This window comes from Microcoleus pseudofavosus SVA1_A4 (assembly GCF_036700565.1).
Lineage (GTDB): Bacteria > Cyanobacteriota > Cyanobacteriia > Cyanobacteriales > Microcoleaceae > Microcoleus.
This window is the reverse complement of record NZ_JAUBPE010000027.1, coordinates 1-16,868: the sequence shown is the minus strand read 5'-3', so window position 1 is coordinate 16,868 and position 16,868 is coordinate 1. Positions and strand designations below refer to the sequence as shown.

At 44.6% G+C, this 16,868-nt stretch carries 19 protein-coding genes; 10 read left to right on the top strand and 9 right to left on the bottom strand.

Annotated elements, in window-relative coordinates; all coding sequences use genetic code 11:
• Positions 1-4: 4 nt before the first annotated feature.
• Entirely contained in the window at positions 5-535 is a 531-nt protein-coding gene (gene fcmC, locus QUA02_RS13655; protein ID WP_333028491.1) for a filament morphology membrane protein FcmC, read from the top strand.
• Positions 536-786: 251 nt separating this feature from the next.
• On the opposite strand, the gene QUA02_RS13650 is transcribed toward fcmC, so the two are convergent.
• The 5 genes from QUA02_RS13650 to crcB form a co-directional block, all read right to left on the bottom strand.
• Complete coding sequence (locus tag QUA02_RS13650) at positions 787-1,695, bottom strand: hypothetical protein (RefSeq protein WP_333028489.1); 909 nt, start codon at positions 1,693-1,695, stop codon at positions 787-789.
• 133 nt (positions 1,696-1,828) lie between these two features.
• A complete protein-coding gene (gene mgtE / locus QUA02_RS13645) occupies positions 1,829-3,226 on the bottom strand; it encodes a magnesium transporter (RefSeq protein ID WP_333028486.1) in 1,398 nt (465 codons plus the stop codon).
• Positions 3,227-3,926: 700 nt separating this feature from the next.
• Complete coding sequence (locus QUA02_RS13640; RefSeq protein ID WP_333028485.1) at positions 3,927-5,663, bottom strand: ABC transporter permease; 1,737 nt, start codon at positions 5,661-5,663, stop codon at positions 3,927-3,929.
• Between the two features lie 124 nt (positions 5,664-5,787).
• On the bottom strand, positions 5,788-7,131 hold the full coding sequence (locus tag QUA02_RS13635) for an ABC transporter ATP-binding protein (protein WP_333028483.1): 1,344 nt from the start codon (positions 7,129-7,131) through the stop codon (positions 5,788-5,790).
• 362 nt (positions 7,132-7,493) lie between these two features.
• Complete coding sequence (gene crcB, locus QUA02_RS13630) at positions 7,494-7,892, bottom strand: fluoride efflux transporter CrcB (protein WP_333028480.1); 399 nt, start codon at positions 7,890-7,892, stop codon at positions 7,494-7,496.
• Between the two features lie 128 nt (positions 7,893-8,020).
• Between crcB and QUA02_RS13625 the strand changes: the two genes are divergently transcribed.
• The 5 genes from QUA02_RS13625 (at position 8,021) to QUA02_RS13605 (ending at position 12,419) form a co-directional block, all read left to right on the top strand.
• Complete coding sequence (locus tag QUA02_RS13625) at positions 8,021-8,650, top strand: macro domain-containing protein (protein WP_333028477.1); 630 nt, start codon at positions 8,021-8,023, stop codon at positions 8,648-8,650.
• Between the two features lie 381 nt (positions 8,651-9,031).
• Positions 9,032-9,637, top strand: a complete 606-nt coding sequence (locus QUA02_RS13620; protein ID WP_333028476.1) for a hypothetical protein — start codon at positions 9,032-9,034, stop codon at positions 9,635-9,637.
• 163 nt (positions 9,638-9,800) lie between these two features.
• On the top strand, positions 9,801-11,588 hold the full coding sequence (gene aspS / locus QUA02_RS13615; protein ID WP_333028475.1) for an aspartate--tRNA ligase: 1,788 nt from the start codon (positions 9,801-9,803) through the stop codon (positions 11,586-11,588).
• 229 nt (positions 11,589-11,817) lie between these two features.
• The gene (locus tag QUA02_RS13610; RefSeq protein ID WP_333028472.1) at positions 11,818-12,030 is read left to right on the top strand and encodes a type II toxin-antitoxin system VapB family antitoxin; all 213 of its coding nucleotides are present in this window, start codon (positions 11,818-11,820) and stop codon (positions 12,028-12,030) included.
• Positions 12,031-12,257: 227 nt separating this feature from the next.
• Complete coding sequence (locus tag QUA02_RS13605) at positions 12,258-12,419, top strand: PIN domain-containing protein (protein WP_333028470.1); 162 nt, start codon at positions 12,258-12,260, stop codon at positions 12,417-12,419.
• 49 nt (positions 12,420-12,468) lie between these two features.
• On the opposite strand, the gene QUA02_RS13600 is transcribed toward QUA02_RS13605, so the two are convergent.
• The 3 genes from QUA02_RS13600 to QUA02_RS13590 all read right to left on the bottom strand — a co-directional run bounded on the left by QUA02_RS13600 (position 12,469) and on the right by QUA02_RS13590 (position 13,438).
• Positions 12,469-12,735 carry a type II toxin-antitoxin system RelE family toxin gene (locus tag QUA02_RS13600; RefSeq protein ID WP_333028469.1) on the bottom strand — a complete coding sequence of 89 codons (267 nt, stop codon included), beginning with the start codon at positions 12,733-12,735 and terminating at the stop codon, positions 12,469-12,471.
• Complete coding sequence (locus QUA02_RS13595; protein WP_006633400.1) at positions 12,732-12,941, bottom strand: hypothetical protein; 210 nt, start codon at positions 12,939-12,941, stop codon at positions 12,732-12,734. The genes QUA02_RS13600 and QUA02_RS13595 overlap by 4 nt, the downstream gene beginning before the upstream one ends.
• Before the next feature lie 263 nt (positions 12,942-13,204).
• Positions 13,205-13,438, bottom strand: coding sequence for a hypothetical protein (locus tag QUA02_RS13590; protein ID WP_333028467.1), 234 nt, complete (start codon positions 13,436-13,438; stop codon positions 13,205-13,207).
• Positions 13,439-13,609: 171 nt separating this feature from the next.
• Here QUA02_RS13590 and QUA02_RS13585 point away from each other — a divergent pair, with 171 nt between their 5' ends.
• The 3 genes from QUA02_RS13585 (at position 13,610) to QUA02_RS13575 (ending at position 14,421) form a co-directional block, all read left to right on the top strand.
• Positions 13,610-13,786, top strand: coding sequence for a plasmid partition protein ParG (locus QUA02_RS13585; RefSeq protein WP_332983430.1), 177 nt, complete (start codon positions 13,610-13,612; stop codon positions 13,784-13,786).
• Positions 13,770-14,039, top strand: a complete 270-nt coding sequence (locus tag QUA02_RS13580; protein WP_333028466.1) for a ribbon-helix-helix domain-containing protein — start codon at positions 13,770-13,772, stop codon at positions 14,037-14,039. Before QUA02_RS13585 ends, QUA02_RS13580 begins: the two co-directional genes overlap by 17 nt.
• A 175-nt stretch (positions 14,040-14,214) precedes the next feature.
• Positions 14,215-14,421 carry a ribbon-helix-helix domain-containing protein gene (locus QUA02_RS13575; protein ID WP_083888202.1) on the top strand — a complete coding sequence of 69 codons (207 nt, stop codon included), beginning with the start codon at positions 14,215-14,217 and terminating at the stop codon, positions 14,419-14,421.
• Positions 14,422-14,461: 40 nt separating this feature from the next.
• Here QUA02_RS13575 and QUA02_RS13570 read toward each other — a convergent pair whose 3' ends face one another.
• Complete coding sequence (locus tag QUA02_RS13570) at positions 14,462-15,922, bottom strand: glycosyltransferase family 87 protein (protein WP_333028464.1); 1,461 nt, start codon at positions 15,920-15,922, stop codon at positions 14,462-14,464.
• Positions 15,923-16,155: 233 nt separating this feature from the next.
• Between QUA02_RS13570 and QUA02_RS13565 the strand changes: the two genes are divergently transcribed.
• The coding region (locus QUA02_RS13565) for a transposase (RefSeq protein ID WP_333028462.1) at positions 16,156-16,868 on the top strand (713 nt) is incomplete at its 3' end.

Genomic DNA, 16,868 nt, shown 5'->3' with positions numbered 1-16,868 from the left:
CCCTATGGCACTGTGGGCAAAAAATAAGGCGAATTTCTCGGTGGCGTTTACGGAAGATGCTGCGGATCAAACTTTGCTGGCTGCTATTGACAAAGAGTTGGCTTTCACGAAGTATCAGACTTTCAGCAATCTCTGCAAGCAAGCTTTGTGGCAGTTTTTGTCTGTATCTGAGTCGGCATCTGAGTCGGGGGGTTCTACACCTAGCTTTCAGCGGTTGGAACAGGGTATTGCTGAACTTGCGGTCAAATTTGCTGAGTTCGAGCGCAATGTTTCGGCTGAGGAATTAAGCCGTTTGGAGGGACTGGAACGTCACCTGAGTCAACTGGGCGCGCAGTTGGATCAGTTGCAGGGGATTGTTAACAGTAAGTTTGCTCAAGTTTCTTTTGCCCAAGTTTCAAAAGTAGTAGAGCCCGATCCGATTGAGTCTGAGTCTGTGGCGGATGATAATGTAGTTTCTGATGCTGAGGTTGCTCCTCGTCGGAATTCCGATCCGTTGTTGGAGCGTTTAAGTTCTTTGTTACCGCAAGATTTCTAGAATGAGGTAGGCAAGGTTTTTTAGCCTTGAGATGTGCTTTTAGTGGCTGGCTGTTGTTAGCCAGTGCTGAATAAATAAACAAGCCGATCGCTCTTTTGAAAAAAAGGGCGATCGCTTTGTTATTAGTCAGTTGTCAGTTGTCAGTTGACTGTTGACTGTTGACTGTTGACTGTTGTCAGTTGTCTGTTGTCTATTGTCAGTTGACTGTTGACTGTTGTCAGTTGACTGTGGTTACAAATTACCAATTACCATTATTCCCTTAATCCTAACTTTCGCAATCGCGAACGAATGGCAGAGGGCTGTCTTTGAAATCTCTTTACTAATTCGCCAATTTGTTGACCGCTAGCATATTCATTCTTCAACTTTTCATCTTCTTCTCGACTCCACTTGACATAAGCTCTGGGATACTTCTGGCGAACTTTCTCAACATCGTAAGTTTTAGGTATAACGGCCTTATTTCGATCGGCAGAACTCTCTGGTTGAGAATTGCGATCGCCCACTGCTTCTTGCACCCGGTTAGGAATAGCAGCAATTTCTTCAGATAGCCGCCCTAAAGCATCATCTACTTTTTGCTGAAGTTCTGTTAGCTGCCGCTGCTGCAAACTTCCCCACTGCGGCAGTTCGTTGATAAACTGCTGCAAGTCCAGAATTATTGTTGTCAAAGTTTCGACTTGTTGCAACTCCGGTCGCTGTTTGAATTGGCGGCTGGTGAGTTCGATCTCGCTTTGAATCATTTTAATAGTTTTTTCTAAAATTATTAGTCGCTGGCGCAGGTTCTCAATTGCTGAAATTAGAGAGTGTACGTTTTCTCCCTGCCCAACATTGAGATTTTCGCGAGATGTTTGGGAAAGAGCTTCGTCTAAAGCATTTACAGCAAGTTGCAATTGCTCGATCGCGCGATCGGTAGTAGCTGCTTGTTGATTTACGCGATCGAACACTGCCGCCGTACTTGTTTTAACTTGCCCGTGCAGCTTCTGCCGGTTCACAAAATTCAACACTAGCGAAATCACTACAGGCACTTGAGCATAAACACTTTGCTGCCAAACCAAACTAGCAGCCAATCCCACAGCAGAGGCAGCAAGAAAAACCAATTCAGCAGTTTCTAACAAATTGCTCGACTTGGAATTTTGGATTTTGGTTGGTGAATTGGATGATGACATAAGTTAATTGGGAATTGGGAATTGGGAATTGGGAATTGGGCATTGGGAATTGGGCATAGGGCATAGGGAGGCTGTAGATCGCCGAATTGAAAATTACTAGAGTTTTTTTTATATAACAATCTACTTAAATATATTAAATTTGCAAAATTAGTCGAGCTAAAGTGAAATAAATCAAGACTCCGAGGACATCAACTGCGGTGGTAATAAAAGGAGCAGACATTAAAGCCGGGTCTAAACCCAAAGAACGGAATAGAAACGGCAGAGCTGAACCGGCAATAGAAGCTAAAATTGCGATCGCAAACAAACTCACCCCCACCGCGAGAGCCACTGCTAAATTCCCTTGCAGAGTATAAGCCCAGCCCGTCGCTACAGTCCCCAATATAGCTCCTAGCAGCGCTCCCGCCATCCCCTCGCGAACAATTACTTGAAAGGGGCCCATTGCTGTAATTTCGTCAGTGTTCAAACCGCGAATTACAACAGTAGAGGACTGAGCTCCGACATTACCTCCAGTGCCCGTCAGCAGCGGAATAAAGGCTGCTAAGGCGACTACTTGGTGTAAAATATCTTCTTGAGCTCTAATAATTGCGCCGGTGACAGTATTGGTTAAAAGCAGAACAAACAGCCACACGACCCTTTTGCGAGCAACGGTGATTAAATCGGTCTGAAAATAGTTGTCGCCGCCGGACTGAACGCCGCCCAAGGTATAAATATCTTTGGCCGCTTCTTGTTCTAAAATGTCGATCGCGTCGTCAACTGTAATGATCCCGACGAGGCGCTGTTCGCGGTCTACAACGGGCACTGCTAAAAAATCGTAACGCTGGATCAGCCTAGCTACTTCTTCTTGATCCGTTCCTGTTTGAACAGAAACTACTTCGCGGGTCATAATTTCCCCGACAGTTTTGTCGAGGGGCGAAGTGACTAAATCCCGCAGAGATAAAATACCGGTCAAGCTGCGTCCGGCGTCGGTGACGTAAAGAGAATAAATTGTTTCGGTAGTTTTAGCCAAAGAGCGAATTCGGTCTAAAGCTTGGGCGACGGTAAAGCTTTCTTTGAGAGAAATGTATTCTGGGGTCATGATCCGGCCGGCGGTACTGGCTTCGTAACCCAAAAGTTGAGCCGTTGCTTCTCGTTCCGTCGGGCTCAATTCACCCAACAGGCGACGGACTAATATTGCCGGCAGTTCGTCAAACAGTTTAGCTCGATCGTCCGGGGACATTTTGTCTACAATGTCAATGACTTCTTGGCGTTTGAATTTTTCGCAGAGGGACTGCTGAACGCTGGAGTCGAGATATTCGTAAACTGCGATCGCTTCGTCTTTGGAAAGCAAGCGGAAAGCTATTACTTGCATGGTTTCTGGCAGGCCTTCGATAGCTTCAGCTATGTCGGCTTCCTGCACCGGGTGCAAAATCGCTTTTGCTCCTTGAAAGTCTCCTTGTTCCAACAAAGCCTTTAACTGCGATCGAACTAATTCCCGCAGTTCTTTTCGCGCGTAGGTGGGTAGAGAAGACGATTGATAATTTTTTTCTGTCACTGATGACCCTCCTAACCTGTGCTGCGCGCCTTCCTGAATCCAGTTTAGAGCCTATTGACGCCACTGGTTGCAGTTATCAGACTTGCCCTGACAATATCCGCATCTTACCCCTATTCTTCTGGTGCGCGCGGAGCACTTGGCCCGATTTGCGATCGAATACATTTATCTCGATCGGCGACACTCATCGGTAACAAAGGAGAATTGCGCCCGAGCACTTTTTCCAACAGATTCGTCGAACTTTAATTGCGAATCACACTCTCAGGTATAAAGACACGCTCGATTCTTAAGACTTTACAGCCTTAATATCCCTGTTACTAGGGTTTTTTTCCTCACCGCGAAAGCTTTTTGAGCGTGGTGATACCTTGTCGAGAATTTGCAGTCGCTCTCGATCGGATATGACAGCTATTGCAGTCATATCTTATATCAATTCTGGCTGCGCCGGAATGATAAGCGAGGACAGGGCACTGCCGTTTCTTGCGCGCCCGATGAATTGTAGGGACACGGCACTGCCGTGTCCTGATTTAGGGTAATATTAATTCCGATGCAACCGGAATTTATATTATATCATTTCCGTTCAATTACCCTTAATACAACAAGGTTGTTAGGGAGGAGTTTAGTCCCGCTCGATCCGAGGACTAAACTCCGATGCTGCAAACCTATTGTTGTAGAGCGACAGGACATGATATAATTGACACCCGAATTAAACCAACAATTGATATTTTTCTTGTGCCAAACGGTAAAGCGGCCGCCACACCAAACGGTTAGTCAATACAACCAACAGTGACATCACAGAAGTAGCCGCTAAAAGCAAAGGAAAATTGCCTGATGCCGTTGCTTCAGAAATCGTCTCACCTAAACCGCTTGTTCTAATTATTTCACCTTTAAATTGAACGTACTCGCTGACAATGCTTGCATTCCAAGCTCCGCCAACCGCCGCGATAATTCCTGTGATTAAATAAGGGAAAATTCCGGGCAGGATTAAAGTTTTCCAGCGCTGAATTAGAGAAAGTTTGTAAACTTGTGCAGCTTCAAACAACTCCGAAGGTATCGATTGAGCGCCGGCAATCACATTAAACAGCAAATACCACATTGTACCCAACATCATCAGCGCCACAGAACCAATTTGCAAGCCGCCTCCAGCGTGAATTAAAGCTAGCAGCAATACGGGAAATAAAGCCGTTGCCGGTACAGAAGCGGCTATTTGTACTAAGGGCTGCAAAATCTGAGCTAAACGCGGATTTCGACCGATCGCCACTCCGAGGGGTACAGTCCACAACAGCGATAAAAATAAAGCGCAAATCACTCGCAAAGCCGTAAAAAATGCACCTCCCAGGACGTTTTGCCAGTCAGACCAACTCAGCAACCGCAGCAGCAGCAACGCTTCCCAAGTTCCCCACAGCACGATCGCGGCAAACCCGCTGAGAAACAGCCAATTTATCCAATTGCCGATGCGGCTTTGTTGGCGAGAATTTGTTGGTAAATTAGCAGGTGCAAAACCTCTTGCCAAAGCACGATCGAAACTGTCGCCGACGGGCGAAATCCGCGACTTCAACACCCGCAGCGTCGCCGATCGCCTTAAAAAGTCCAACACCTTTGACTGCGGTACATTCGTAGCTTCCACGGCTTGATATTTAAACTTTTCTACCCAAGCAATCAAAGGCTGCCAGATGAAAAAGTCTATGGCGATAATCACACCAATTAATACTGCTAAACCCCAGCCGATCGCCCCAAAATTGCCTTCGTTAGCGGCTTTGCCCAAATAGGAACCGAGTCCGGGCAAATTAAAGTTTTTCTCACCCAAGGTAAAAGATTCGATCGCAATCAAAAAGAACCAGCCGCCCGCCACTGACATAACGCTGTTCCACACCAGCCCGATCGCACCAGCGGGCAATTCTAACGTCCAGAACTGCTGCCAAGCATTGAGTCGATAAACTTTAGCAGCTTCCTGAAGTTCTCGCGGAATGCCGGAAAGCGACTGATAGAAACTAAAGGTCATATTCCAAGTCATCCCAGTAAATATTAAGATAATCGATGCGAGTTCTACGCCGATTCTTTGACCGGGAAATAAAGTAACTAACGCTAAAACAACTCCTGGTAAAAAAGACAAAACCGGAATCGACTGCAAAATGTCTAACAAGGGAATTAAAATTTTCGCTGCTAGGGGATATCGGTAAGCAGAATAAGCATAAACTAGCGTAAACAGCAGTGATAAAAAATAAGCTGCTGCCATCCGTAACAGAGTCTGGGCTGTATATGCTGGCAAGACATTTAGCGTAGTTTCAATTTTAAAATTAGGGTTGTAGTCGCTGCTGAATTGAGAAGCTGTTTGGACAATTACGAAAATTAGAGAGAAGATTGCGAGAATCAGCAAGCCGTCTTGCCAAGTCCAAGCTGACCTTTCTAAGGTTTTATTGGCGGGTGTTAGAGGTCTTGTCATAATAATTAGTTATTGGGCATCGGGCATCGGGCATTGGGCATTGGGCATCGGGCATCGGGCATTGGTAACTAATGAAAACAGACAAAAGTCAACAGTCAGCAGTCAACAGTTAACAGTCAACTAACTACTCAGCTTTATCTTCAGATTCTAAGAACACTTCCCCCCCTGGTTCGTCGTAACTGTATAACTCTGCATAACGTCCCCAGTCAACAGCAGTTTTCAATTGCCGCATTGCTTCTTGGGGGCTAAAGTGGGCTTCGAGAATATCCAAAATCAACTCTTCAGAAATGCGGTGATTGCGCTTGGCCTGAAGCATTCGAGAAATTTGCTGGACGAGGCGAATATTGCTGAGAATTTGGGTGCGGACAATTTGCTTGCGCTGGTCAATTCCGCCGGCAATAAACTGAATGCCAACTGGTGTTAAAAGGAGGTCGCCTTCTTGAATTACCAGAAATTCCATTAATTTTGCTGCTTCCACGATCGGCAAAATGTCGTCAACCTCTAACATTAATTCTTGACCGAGGCGGTAGAGGTCTTTTTCCTTGCGGTCTTCCAAGAGTTCCAACAAACCCGCGATCGCACCTGTTCGCACCTGCGGCAGAGATTGGTATTTAGCGGTTTGAACTGGTTGAGGTTGAGACGCCGCAGCGGCAATTGCAGCAGGTGCTGTGACTGTTTCGCAGCTCAATTCGGGATTGGTGAGAATTTTGTAAACTTGGTCTACGAGAGCTTGGAATTCCGCAGTTTTGCGATCGCGGTAGTGCGGCAAAGTCACCGTCAATTCGGCGCGAATTCGCCCCGGGTTGCGGCCCAAGACTACCACGCGATCGGCTAAAATTACCGCTTCTTCAATCCCGTGAGTTACGATTAAAACAGCTTTAGTCGGAATCTTCTTTTCCAGCCACAAATCTAATAACTCAAACCGCAAGTTTTCTGCCGTCAGCACGTCTAAAGCTGAAAATGGTTCATCCATGCAAAGCAATTCGGGTTCCACCGCCAAAGCTCTAGCAAATCCCACCCGCTGCCGCATTCCGCCGGAAAGTTCTTTCGGATAAGCATTTTCAAATCCGTCTAAACCGATAACATCAATCATCCGCAAGGCTTTTTGCCGGCGCGGTCCCGGCAATTCTCCTTTAGCTTTTAAGCCTAATTCCACATTTTCGAGTACCGTCAGCCAGGGATAAAGGGCAAAGTTTTGAAATACAATTGCTACCCCAGGATTTAAGCCGACTAAAGGACGATTGTGGTAAAGAACTTGACCGTCGGTGGGCGGGATCAGTCCGGCAATCATCCGCATTAATGTTGATTTTCCCGAACCGGAAGGGCCCAGCAAAGCTACTATTTCGCCAGAGCGCAGTTCTAAGTTAATTGGCTCTAAAATAGATATTTTTTGACCGTTGGGCTGCTGGTAAGCTTTGCTAACGCCTTCTAAGGTAATGAGGCACTCTGTTGCTGTCTTGAGTATCACAACTAAACCTCCTATGTGTTTAAATTTAGGTTAAAATTAGTCATTACTTAGTAGTTATTGGTGATTAGTCACTAGCAAAAAACCCTCGAAAACGCACAGCAGATATTTGTCTGCAGGCACGAGTCCGCGTCCGGCGGTCTTAAAATGGATTCTTGGGTTCCCATACCTATACCCCATAAAGTCATTTTTAGCAAGACCTGCTGCCGGGAATGCGTAAAATATGCCAGATATCAATTACAGCGGAAATGAGGAGCGATCGCCAAAACCCGGTTTTATCAAAAAACAGGATTTTTAGATCGGGCATTAATTTAATCAATAGCCAACCAATGGAGGATGATTGAGATTTTCCACTGTGATTTTATCTATTTGCCAATTCGCGCTAAAATCACACCTAACTGCACTGCAATGACTCCTAGTACGGCACTGCCAGCCCAGTAAAAAGCGGCCGAGCTGTAAGATCGATCGCGCCACAAGACATTCGTCTCTAAACCGTAAGTTGAAAAAGTAGTATAAGCACCCAAAAAGCCCGTTGCTACCATTAACCGCACTTCCGACGGAATAGTTGGCACCCGCTCAAAAGCGAGGGTAATAAAAAATCCCATAGCCAAGCAACCAGTGATGTTAATAAAAAAAGTTCCGTAGGGAAAAGCCGTGCCGAAACGGTTGGCAAACCACAAGGTGATATAATATCGACTCAAAGCGCCGGCAACGGCACCTAAACTAATTGCGAGCGGATGGCGGAGATTCGGGTCTTGCAGCATACAGCTATTGAAGATTTGCTAGTTGAAATTGAGATGAATTTTACATCCAGCGGACTTATGTAAAGTATTGTAGGATTAAATTGGCGATCGCTCTAGCTGTTCGCAATTAAAATTAAGAGAGAGTATTTATGCAAATTGTGCTGGCTACCTTAGACGATGGTTTAGTTAGAGCGTGGGAAAGCACTTGCGGCAGTATGGAAAATGTAAAGATACATCACGGTTCAATATTTGACGTGAAATGCGATGCTATTGTTAGTCCGGGGAATAGTTTTGGTTTCATGGAAGACGGCTTAGATTTAGAAATTTCGGAATATTTTGGAGGGCAGGTTCTCGATCGCTTGCAAAAACTAATTCAGGCTCGACATCACGGCGAACTCTTAGTAGGAATGGCAGAAATTGTAGACACCGATCATGCTGAAATTCCCTATTTAATAGCTGTACCAATTATGCGCGTTCCCACAGTTTTAAGAGAAACAGTAAATGTTTATCTAGCAACCCGCGCTATTTTGACTCTCGTAAAATTTGGCTCAGTCCCAGATGGAACGCCAGTCAAACATATCATTGAAACTATCGCTATTCCCGGCATGGGTACGGGCACGGGCAAAGTGCCGCCACATATCTGCGCCAATCAAATGAAAGTTGCGTTAGAAGATATCCTCTTATCTCAGTACGAATTTCCTCAATCTTTACTGCACGCTCAAAGATGTCACCACTTGTTATATACTGACGAGAGCGAAGATTTGCAGTTGGAAAATTGAAACTATTAAATTTGCCAGTTTTGTGGTGTTGAGAAACCAAGTTTATTAGTGTGTGTTTTTTTAGGTATAGAGACTTATCACAAATTTAAGTGCGCTAAACCGTACCTGCAAGTTGGCGGTATCCTACACACGAGAGCAACTTTGGTAGATATAATGTAATAGAACTGAGGTCATTCCAACTAGGTAAGCGCGGATACAAAAGTTGATAAAGCTGGAACAATAATTGCCTAGTTCTTATTAAATGCCAGAATTCCTTCTGGCGCTACACCTACAAAGTCTGTATAAAAGACCACAATTCCTTCTGGCGCTACACCTACAAAGTCTGCATCCAGGGACTGTGAGATTTTTGGAAAATGTTTACTACCAAAGGAGAAGATTGATATGACAGATCCAAAAGTAACCGAAGAACCAATTTTAGAGGCAACTCTCGAAACGACGGATCTCGTCAAAAAAGAGATGCCCGACGCGACTGATGAGGCGATCGCAGAAACTGCGGCGCTGTTTGAAGCAATAAAAAAACGCGCCGCCACCGAAGTGCAAGCAGCGGGCGAACTCACCCGCGAAGCTTATTTAAAAGCTGTCAATAAGGCATCCGGGGCGATCGAAGAAAATAAGGATCTCGCCCACGAGAGATTCACGGAAGCAGTCAGGCTGATTAAACAAGAAACTGAGAAAAATTGGCTGGTGGTAGATGCGATTAAAACGCGGGCGCAAGCGCAGGTGCAAGATGCCGGCGAAGTCAGTCGCGAAGCTTATTTGAAAGCAGTGCGACAAGCGCGAGAAGCGGTAGAACAAAATAAATTGATCGAACGCGATCGCATCGAACAAGCTGTTGACCACATTCACACGGAAGCTGAAAAGAATTGGCACCTTATTGTGAAGCAAATTGAGTCGATCGGCACTCGCTTGACTGATGCGGCTAAGTCTGCATGGACGGCGCTGACGGCGTTTTTTGACAAGTCTCACAGCGATCGCGGGGATTCCTAGAAGGGCCGGTCGGGGGTTGGGAACTCCCAGCGGGTTGTTAGGGTAGTTAGCTTTGGAATTAATTCCAAAGCTAATGCCGATCGTGCGTGCATTTGCATTCAGCAGAAGTTTCAGGCATACTGCATAATTAAAAAGCTTTATTTTTAGTCCACAACCCCGAATTATGAGAAGTTACTACTGCGGCGAACTGCGAAGCGAACACATCGGAGAGACTGTCACCCTTTACGGCTGGGTGGATCGCCGCCGCGATCATGGCGGGGTGATTTTTCTGGATGTGCGCGATCGATCGGGTATCGTGCAAATTGTCAGCGATCCCGAACGCACCCCCGATTCCTATCGCGGGGCTGAGGCTTTGCGCAGCGAATACGTGGTTAAAATTACTGGGCGAGTCACTGGCCGCCCCGAAGAGTCCCTCAACCCGAAATTGCCTACGGGTGAGGTGGAAATTTATGCTGACGAAATTGAGTTGTTAAATGCGGTTCGCAAACAGTTACCGTTTCAGGTGGCGACGGCGGAAAATGAAAGCGTCCGGGAAGATTTGCGGCTGAAATATCGGTATTTGGACTTGCGGCGCGATCGTATGAGTCGCAATTTGCAGCTTCGCCACCAAGTCGTCAAAGCCATGCGCCGCCACCTGGAAGATGTCGAAGGTTTCATTGAAGTTGAAACGCCGATTTTAACGCGATCGACTCCTGAAGGTGCGAGAGATTATTTAGTGCCCAGCCGTGTCAATTTGGGCGATTGGTACGCATTGCCGCAGTCGCCGCAGTTGTTCAAACAATTGTTAATGGTTTCCGGTTTCGATCGATATTATCAAATTGCCCGCTGCTTCCGCGATGAAGATTTGCGCGCCGACAGACAGCCGGAATTCACCCAATTAGACATGGAAATGAGTTTCATGTCTTTAGAAGAAATCCTCGAATTAAATGAAGGTTTAGTTTGCAATATTTTCCAAAGTGTGAAAGGCGTAGAATTGCCTCGTCCTTTCCCGCGTTTGACTTACGCAGAAGCGATGGATCGCTACGGTAGCGACAAACCGGATACTCGCTTCGGTATGGAATTAGTCGATGTTTCCGATTTGATGAAAGATTCGGGATTTAAGGTATTTTCCGGGGCGGTTGCTGCGGGCGGAATTGTGAAAGTTTTGCCGATTCCGGGCGGGAATGATGCGATTTCTAACGTGCGGATTAAACCGGGCGGCGATTTGTTTAAGGAAGCCAGCGAAGCCGGTGCGAAGGGATTGGCTTACATTCGGGTGCGGGATAATGGCGAAATTGATACGATCGGCGCTATTAAGGATAATTTGACGGAAGCACAAAAACAGGAATTGCTCGATCGCACGGGCGCGCAACCAGGCCATTTGTTGTTATTCGCAGCGGCTGATGTGACAACTGTCAATAAGACTTTGGATAGATTGCGTTTGTTTGTGGGTAACGAATTGGGATTGATTGATAAAGACAAGATGAATCTGCTGTGGGTGACAGATTTCCCGATGTTTGAATGGAATGCTGACGAGAAGCGTTTGGAAGCTTTGCATCACCCGTTTACTGCGCCGCATCCCGACGATGTTGACGATTTGAAAACTGCGAGAGCTCAAGCTTACGATTTGGTGTTAAACGGCACAGAAGTGGGCGGTGGTTCTCTGCGGATTTACCAGCGGGAAGTTCAGGAAAAGGTGTTTGAGGCGATCGGCTTATCGACTGAGGAAGCTTACAATAAGTTTGGCTTTTTGTTGGATGCGTTTGAGTATGGAACTCCGCCCCACGGAGGCATTGCTTACGGTTTGGATCGGTTGGTGATGCTGTTGGCTGGCGAGGAGTCTATTCGCGATGTGATTGCGTTTCCGAAGACGCAGCAGGCGGGGTGTTTGCTGACGAATGCGCCGGCTGGGGTGGATGAGAAGCAGTTGAAGGAGTTGCAAGTGCGATCGACTTATACGCCGAAGTCATAAGCGTATAAAACACCTTGACAATTTAACCATTTGTAAATTCCTGACTTCTTTGAGAAGTCGGGAATCTGGGTAGTTTGAGTTTGGTGTCGTTGATGCAGAGGAGTTGGAGAGTTTGGTTGAGGTTGGTTTCGGTGAGTTGGGGAAACCAGGATGTGGGGAAGTTGGGTTAGGTTAAGGGTTGGGTGTGGCTATGCCATAATGAATGAGAGAATGAAATCAACCATTAACCATGAAAACCCCCGTTGAACTTAACGAAGAGTTGGTTAAAGAAGCCTTTCGCTTAACCAATTTCAAAACAGAAAAAGAATTGATTGACTTTGCTTTGCAAGAATTAATTCGCACCCGGAAAAAGCGGAATTTACTCGATTTAAGCGGACAAATTCAATTTTCGACTGAGTACGACTACAAAGCTTTGCGGGAAAACAAAAATGTTTCTGATTGATACTTCCGTCTGGCGTTTTGCGCGACAAGACAGGTGTAGTACGCCAATCCTTGGAAGCAATAATTAATGATGAAAGTATTTTTCTGAACCGATTTACTCAGATGGAACTTTTGCAAGGTTGTCGAGATGAACGGGAGTAGACACTATTAGAAACTTATCTCCAAGAACAAGACTACATCGAGTCTACGCCTAATACTTGGGTAGCGGCTGCTCGGATTTATTACGATTTGCAACGACAGGGGTTAACGGTTAGAAGTAGTATCGACTGTTGCATTGCCCAACTGGCGATCGAACACCAACTTATTCTAGTTCATAACGATCGCGATTTTGAAACGATTCAGAGAGTGCGATCGCTCAATTGCTTGCGCTTCCGACCTGACAATAATTAAAGATTAATTTGAGTTTGAGTTGGTGAGGATGGGGTGAAGGCTGAAATTATTACGGAAAGTATCTGTAAATCTCTTTGCGGTGGAGTATCCTGACGAAATAGACTACGCCATCATTAACTTTAATACCGATTCGGTAATCACCCACTCTCAGGCGATAGTAGTCTGCATCACCTTTTAGTTTTTTAACATTGCTGACTTCATTTAATTTTTCGGCGTTCTCAACTTCTTCTATCGCTTCCTGAATTCTTTGAAACAAGTCGGCATCAAGAATCTTGAGTAAATCCTTTTCAAAGCTCTTGTTAAACTCCACATTCATGGTTGTCTCTTCAGGATTTTGAAAATTTGCTCGCGGCTGACTGTTTCAGTATTTTCACCTTCTTTGATAGCATTTTCCATCCCTATATCTTCTAGGGCTTCTGTTAAGATTTCAGAAAATACTTCTTTTTGTTCTTTTAATAACTCAAAAATAGCTGCTTTGAGCAATTCTTTAAGTTTGGTTTCGTCTAGAGTAATTTCAGACATTGCTTTTTTTGTAGGATTATTTTTAGGTTTTTATTTTATCACGAAATGCGGCAAATTTAATTAAATTAAATTAAATTAAATTAAATTAATTCTAGCCAACGTTGGTTTGCGGGTAGTCAGAAACCGGGTTTTTTGCGAGAATACTGCATCCCTGCCTTTAACTGTCGTGAAAAACCCGGTTTCTTTGGTATTTATGGGTAAGTCCTAAATGAGACAGAAAGGTCGATCGCGCTTCACAAAAAAAATGCGATCGCCCTCCAAGATTACTCTTTCCAGTAACGGGTTAAAATCCGAATCACCTCACCCGCTATCGGCGATGGTAGAGGCTGGCTCCATTCCCCAACTTCTGCAAAACCTAGAACGTGCAACAGATTAACGATGCTGTCTACCGCTTTGGGAACGCCACACAACAGCAAACGAATCGGTTGCTTACCTTGAGGTACATCAGGAATTTCTTCCCGGAGCAGTTCAGGAACTGATTTTGGCTGTGATATCATAGACTTTGAATTACACGAATAGTGGAATTGCGATCGCCCTCAAGTTTTCCAGGCCAGGGGCGATCGCTTTTCCGTTTGTACATCCTCAGTCTAGCACAGCTATGGGAATATGGGAATAGGTAACTAAGGGAATTTTAAACTTTTCACACGTAAACGTGTGAAAATAAAGTTATGGCAAATGAAAAAGACACCATCAAACTTGTAATTCCCAAGGCATTGAAGATCAGGTTCAAAGCCTTGTGCGTTCGTGCGGAAAGGGATATGAGCAGCGTCGGAGGTCAACTAATAGAAAACTGGTGTCAAGAGCAAGAGCAAGCCCAGGCGAAACGGGATGAGTCAAACACCTGAAGGGGCGACACGAAAGAGGCGTACAAAGAAAGTACGATCGATGTATGAAGTAAATTCCCAGTTGCCTAACTTGCCAGCAAAAAACCTAAAACGAGTCACCAGCTACGTTCCTCCAAACGCCTACAACGTCTTGGAAGATTGGGCCAAGAAAGAAGACCGGACAGTCAGCAATCTCGTAAGTCGGATTGTCTCTGAAGCTGTAGATGCTTACTTGGCTAAAAAGACTATAGAAGATGAACCCAGCAGCAATTAACCTTTGATCTCTACGCTGATGGGTCATTCTCAACTGCCAACCTGTCAGGCCGTTGATTTTGTGTTGGAGTGGGGTTTGGTTTTTGGGTGTTTAGATTACTATAGCATAAACTATATTGTGGTGTGCTACCTTGGCTTAAAAAATCTCTAAAAAATTTGCAGTCAGCTAAAATGACATGGTGAACACGCTACCCCCAAACAATGTGAGTCCTGCAAAATCTCCTAGAGTTGCCTTTTACCCGCCACCCGAAATCAAGGAGAAGTTAGAAAAACTGGCGAGTATTGAGCGTCGTTCGATTTCCCAAATGGCATTACTTTTGGTGGAAGAAGGACTCGAAAGAGCGCAGAAGGAAGGCAAGTTTAATGAATCCAAAGACGACTAAGCAGTTAACTTTGTCCTCAACAGCCCGCCCCTCGGAGCATCTATGGATCAAATTCAGCCACCTGTTTTTGAACTACAGATGTCATTGCTAAAACCAAAACACTCAACGCAATCCCTAAAACTGCATAACTCGGCAGTGAAAAAACAGTTACTTTCAACAAATAAGGCAATTCCCCACCCTTCCAATTCCAGCGCTTTCCCAGAAACACCAACAACCCAGCATGAATCACTGCCGTTTGCACCAACAGACAACCAACCCCCAACAACCAAACCGACATTCTTTGCCTAGAGAAGGCACAATTTTTAATCTGAAAACATAAATCATTCAGCAAAAAAACCACCGCCGGTGCTAACATCACAGAACTGGTTGGCTGTGAATAGTTGATAGCAATACTCAAACTAGAAATTAGCACCATTTCAGATAAATCAACTTTTTTTGACCAAGCATTGCGAGATTGTTTTTTGTAAAAATACCAACTCACTAAACCAACTAGCACCAGACTGATCGAGTCAGAAAATAGCTTCGCCACGAAGGGACTATCGGGGAAAAATCTCGGCCCCATAACCCTTAAATCAAGGCGACTCATAGAAATATAAGCATTATTCGATGGATCGTTGAGCCAGAGTGGAAATCCACGAGTCGCATCCTGTATAAATCCTGTTAAAGAATTGCCCGTTACAGCTAGACCTATAACTGCCAAAAAAGTTACCGTGACTAGAGATATAAAAACTAGCTGAAACCGTCTTTTGATTAAAAAATAAGGAAGAAACAATATAACTAAAGTTGGTTTAAAAAGAGCAACACCTAATAAAATTCCTGCAATTATATCCTGATTTTTTCTAGCATAAATAAACATCCATAACAGCAGAAAAGCAATAAAAGTTGCCACATTGCCAACTTGAAGATCGAAGACAAAACCGTAGAGGAATGCAACTGATATACAACAAATAGTCCTCAAAGCTCGTGAGTGCGACACCAACAAGATATTCGCTCCCCATAAAACAAAACCTGTGGCAATAAGATGCAGCCAAGTCCAGATGGTGAATGCAGTCTTCATCGGGAAATAGCCCACAAACCACAGCGGAGGAATGATATTAGGTGGATAAACAAAAGATGGAATAAACCCGCACACTTTGGTGATGCTACAGAAACCGATGTTAAACACCTCGACATTAAAAGGACTCAAATGCTGATGGGCTAATCTACTCGCTACATAAAACCACTTAAAATCCCAGTAAGGCGGATCGGGCCGATTAGTCAGATTGTAAACCAACCAACCGGTATAACAGAGAAATCGGGTGAGAACTAATACAATAACTGCTTGCAAAATAAAGTTAACGATAGGTTGATGAAAAAACTGAGTCAACCTTTGGATCGAAGGATGTTTTAAAAACAAAGAATCTTGCCATGCTGTTTTTTCGCTATCTAATCGCCAATTAAATTTGAGAAACCAAGCCACTGTAATTATAATTATTACATTCCAGAATCCAAAGCTAATCATAGAAAATAATTTTAATAAATTTACTCTTTGATGATATCACAACCATAAATTGTCAACTAAAAATCAGCATTTTAACCTAAAAAATGGACTTTTGTTCCCCGTTTCTACCTAGGGCTTGCTGAATATATCGATCGCATATTACGTGGGCTGGGTTAAGAGAGCGTGCGATCGAGAGTCAGAGGCAAGAAAAACAGGTAAAATAGATCAAAACCCGTGCATAGCCACCTGCGAACGTGTACAGAAAAGCTGAGCTTGCTCCCCTCCCAGCCTTAGACTTTGAACTAGCCAACGGCTCTAAATTGTCCTCAGACAACCGTTGGGTGAAAATGGCCGAACTAATCCCGTGGTCTGAATTTGAATCAGAATATGCGGCCAACTTCCCCACAGAAAAAGGGGCCCCTGCTAAATCCTTTAGGATGGCATTGGGAGCATTAATTATCAAAGAAAAATTAGGAATTAGCGATCGCGAAACAGTCGAACAGATCCGCGAAAACCCGTATCTACAATACTTCATCGGTCAATCAAGCTACAGCAATGAACTACCATTTGACCCATCTTTATTAGTGCACTTTCGCCAAAGAATTAGTCCCAACCTAATTAATAAAGTGAACGAACGCATGGTCGAAAAAATGCGAGAAATCACCGAGCGTCAAACCCTAAAAAAAAAGGATTCGGACGCCAAAAATGAGTCACCCAATCGCGGTAAGTTGATCGTAGATGCAACCTGCGCCCCAGCCGACATTAGTTATCCGACCGACTTAGGATTATTAAACGGAGCCAGAGTTCACACAGAAAAAATCATAGACATCCTGTATAAACAAATCAAAGAAAAACTCCCCAAAAAACCAAGAACCTACCGTAATTTAGCAAGAAAAGACTACTTAGCAGTAGCGAAACAAAGACGACCCACCCGCAACAAAAGAAGACAGGCAATTAAAAAACAACT

Coding starts and splice junctions, on each gene's coding strand:
- QUA02_RS13625 (WP_333028477.1), top strand. CDS start 8,021: ATGCAAATTGTGCTGGCTACCTTAGACGATGGTTTAGTTAGAGCGTGG.
- QUA02_RS13610 (WP_333028472.1), top strand. CDS start 11,818: ATGAAAACCCCCGTTGAACTTAACGAAGAGTTGGTTAAAGAAGCCTTT.
- QUA02_RS13585 (WP_332983430.1), top strand. CDS start 13,610: ATGGCAAATGAAAAAGACACCATCAAACTTGTAATTCCCAAGGCATTG.
- QUA02_RS13600 (WP_333028469.1), bottom strand. CDS start 12,735: ATGAATGTGGAGTTTAACAAGAGCTTTGAAAAGGATTTACTCAAGATT.
- crcB (WP_333028480.1), bottom strand. CDS start 7,892: ATGCTGCAAGACCCGAATCTCCGCCATCCGCTCGCAATTAGTTTAGGT.
- QUA02_RS13575 (WP_083888202.1), top strand. CDS start 14,215: ATGGTGAACACGCTACCCCCAAACAATGTGAGTCCTGCAAAATCTCCT.
- aspS (WP_333028475.1), top strand. CDS start 9,801: ATGAGAAGTTACTACTGCGGCGAACTGCGAAGCGAACACATCGGAGAG.
- QUA02_RS13590 (WP_333028467.1), bottom strand. CDS start 13,438: ATGATATCACAGCCAAAATCAGTTCCTGAACTGCTCCGGGAAGAAATT.
- QUA02_RS13580 (WP_333028466.1), top strand. CDS start 13,770: ATGAGTCAAACACCTGAAGGGGCGACACGAAAGAGGCGTACAAAGAAA.
- QUA02_RS13570 (WP_333028464.1), bottom strand. CDS start 15,922: ATGATTAGCTTTGGATTCTGGAATGTAATAATTATAATTACAGTGGCT.
- QUA02_RS13640 (WP_333028485.1), bottom strand. CDS start 5,663: ATGACAAGACCTCTAACACCCGCCAATAAAACCTTAGAAAGGTCAGCT.
- fcmC (WP_333028491.1), top strand. CDS start 5: ATGGCACTGTGGGCAAAAAATAAGGCGAATTTCTCGGTGGCGTTTACG.
- QUA02_RS13650 (WP_333028489.1), bottom strand. CDS start 1,695: ATGTCATCATCCAATTCACCAACCAAAATCCAAAATTCCAAGTCGAGC.
- QUA02_RS13595 (WP_006633400.1), bottom strand. CDS start 12,941: ATGTCTGAAATTACTCTAGACGAAACCAAACTTAAAGAATTGCTCAAA.
- QUA02_RS13620 (WP_333028476.1), top strand. CDS start 9,032: ATGACAGATCCAAAAGTAACCGAAGAACCAATTTTAGAGGCAACTCTC.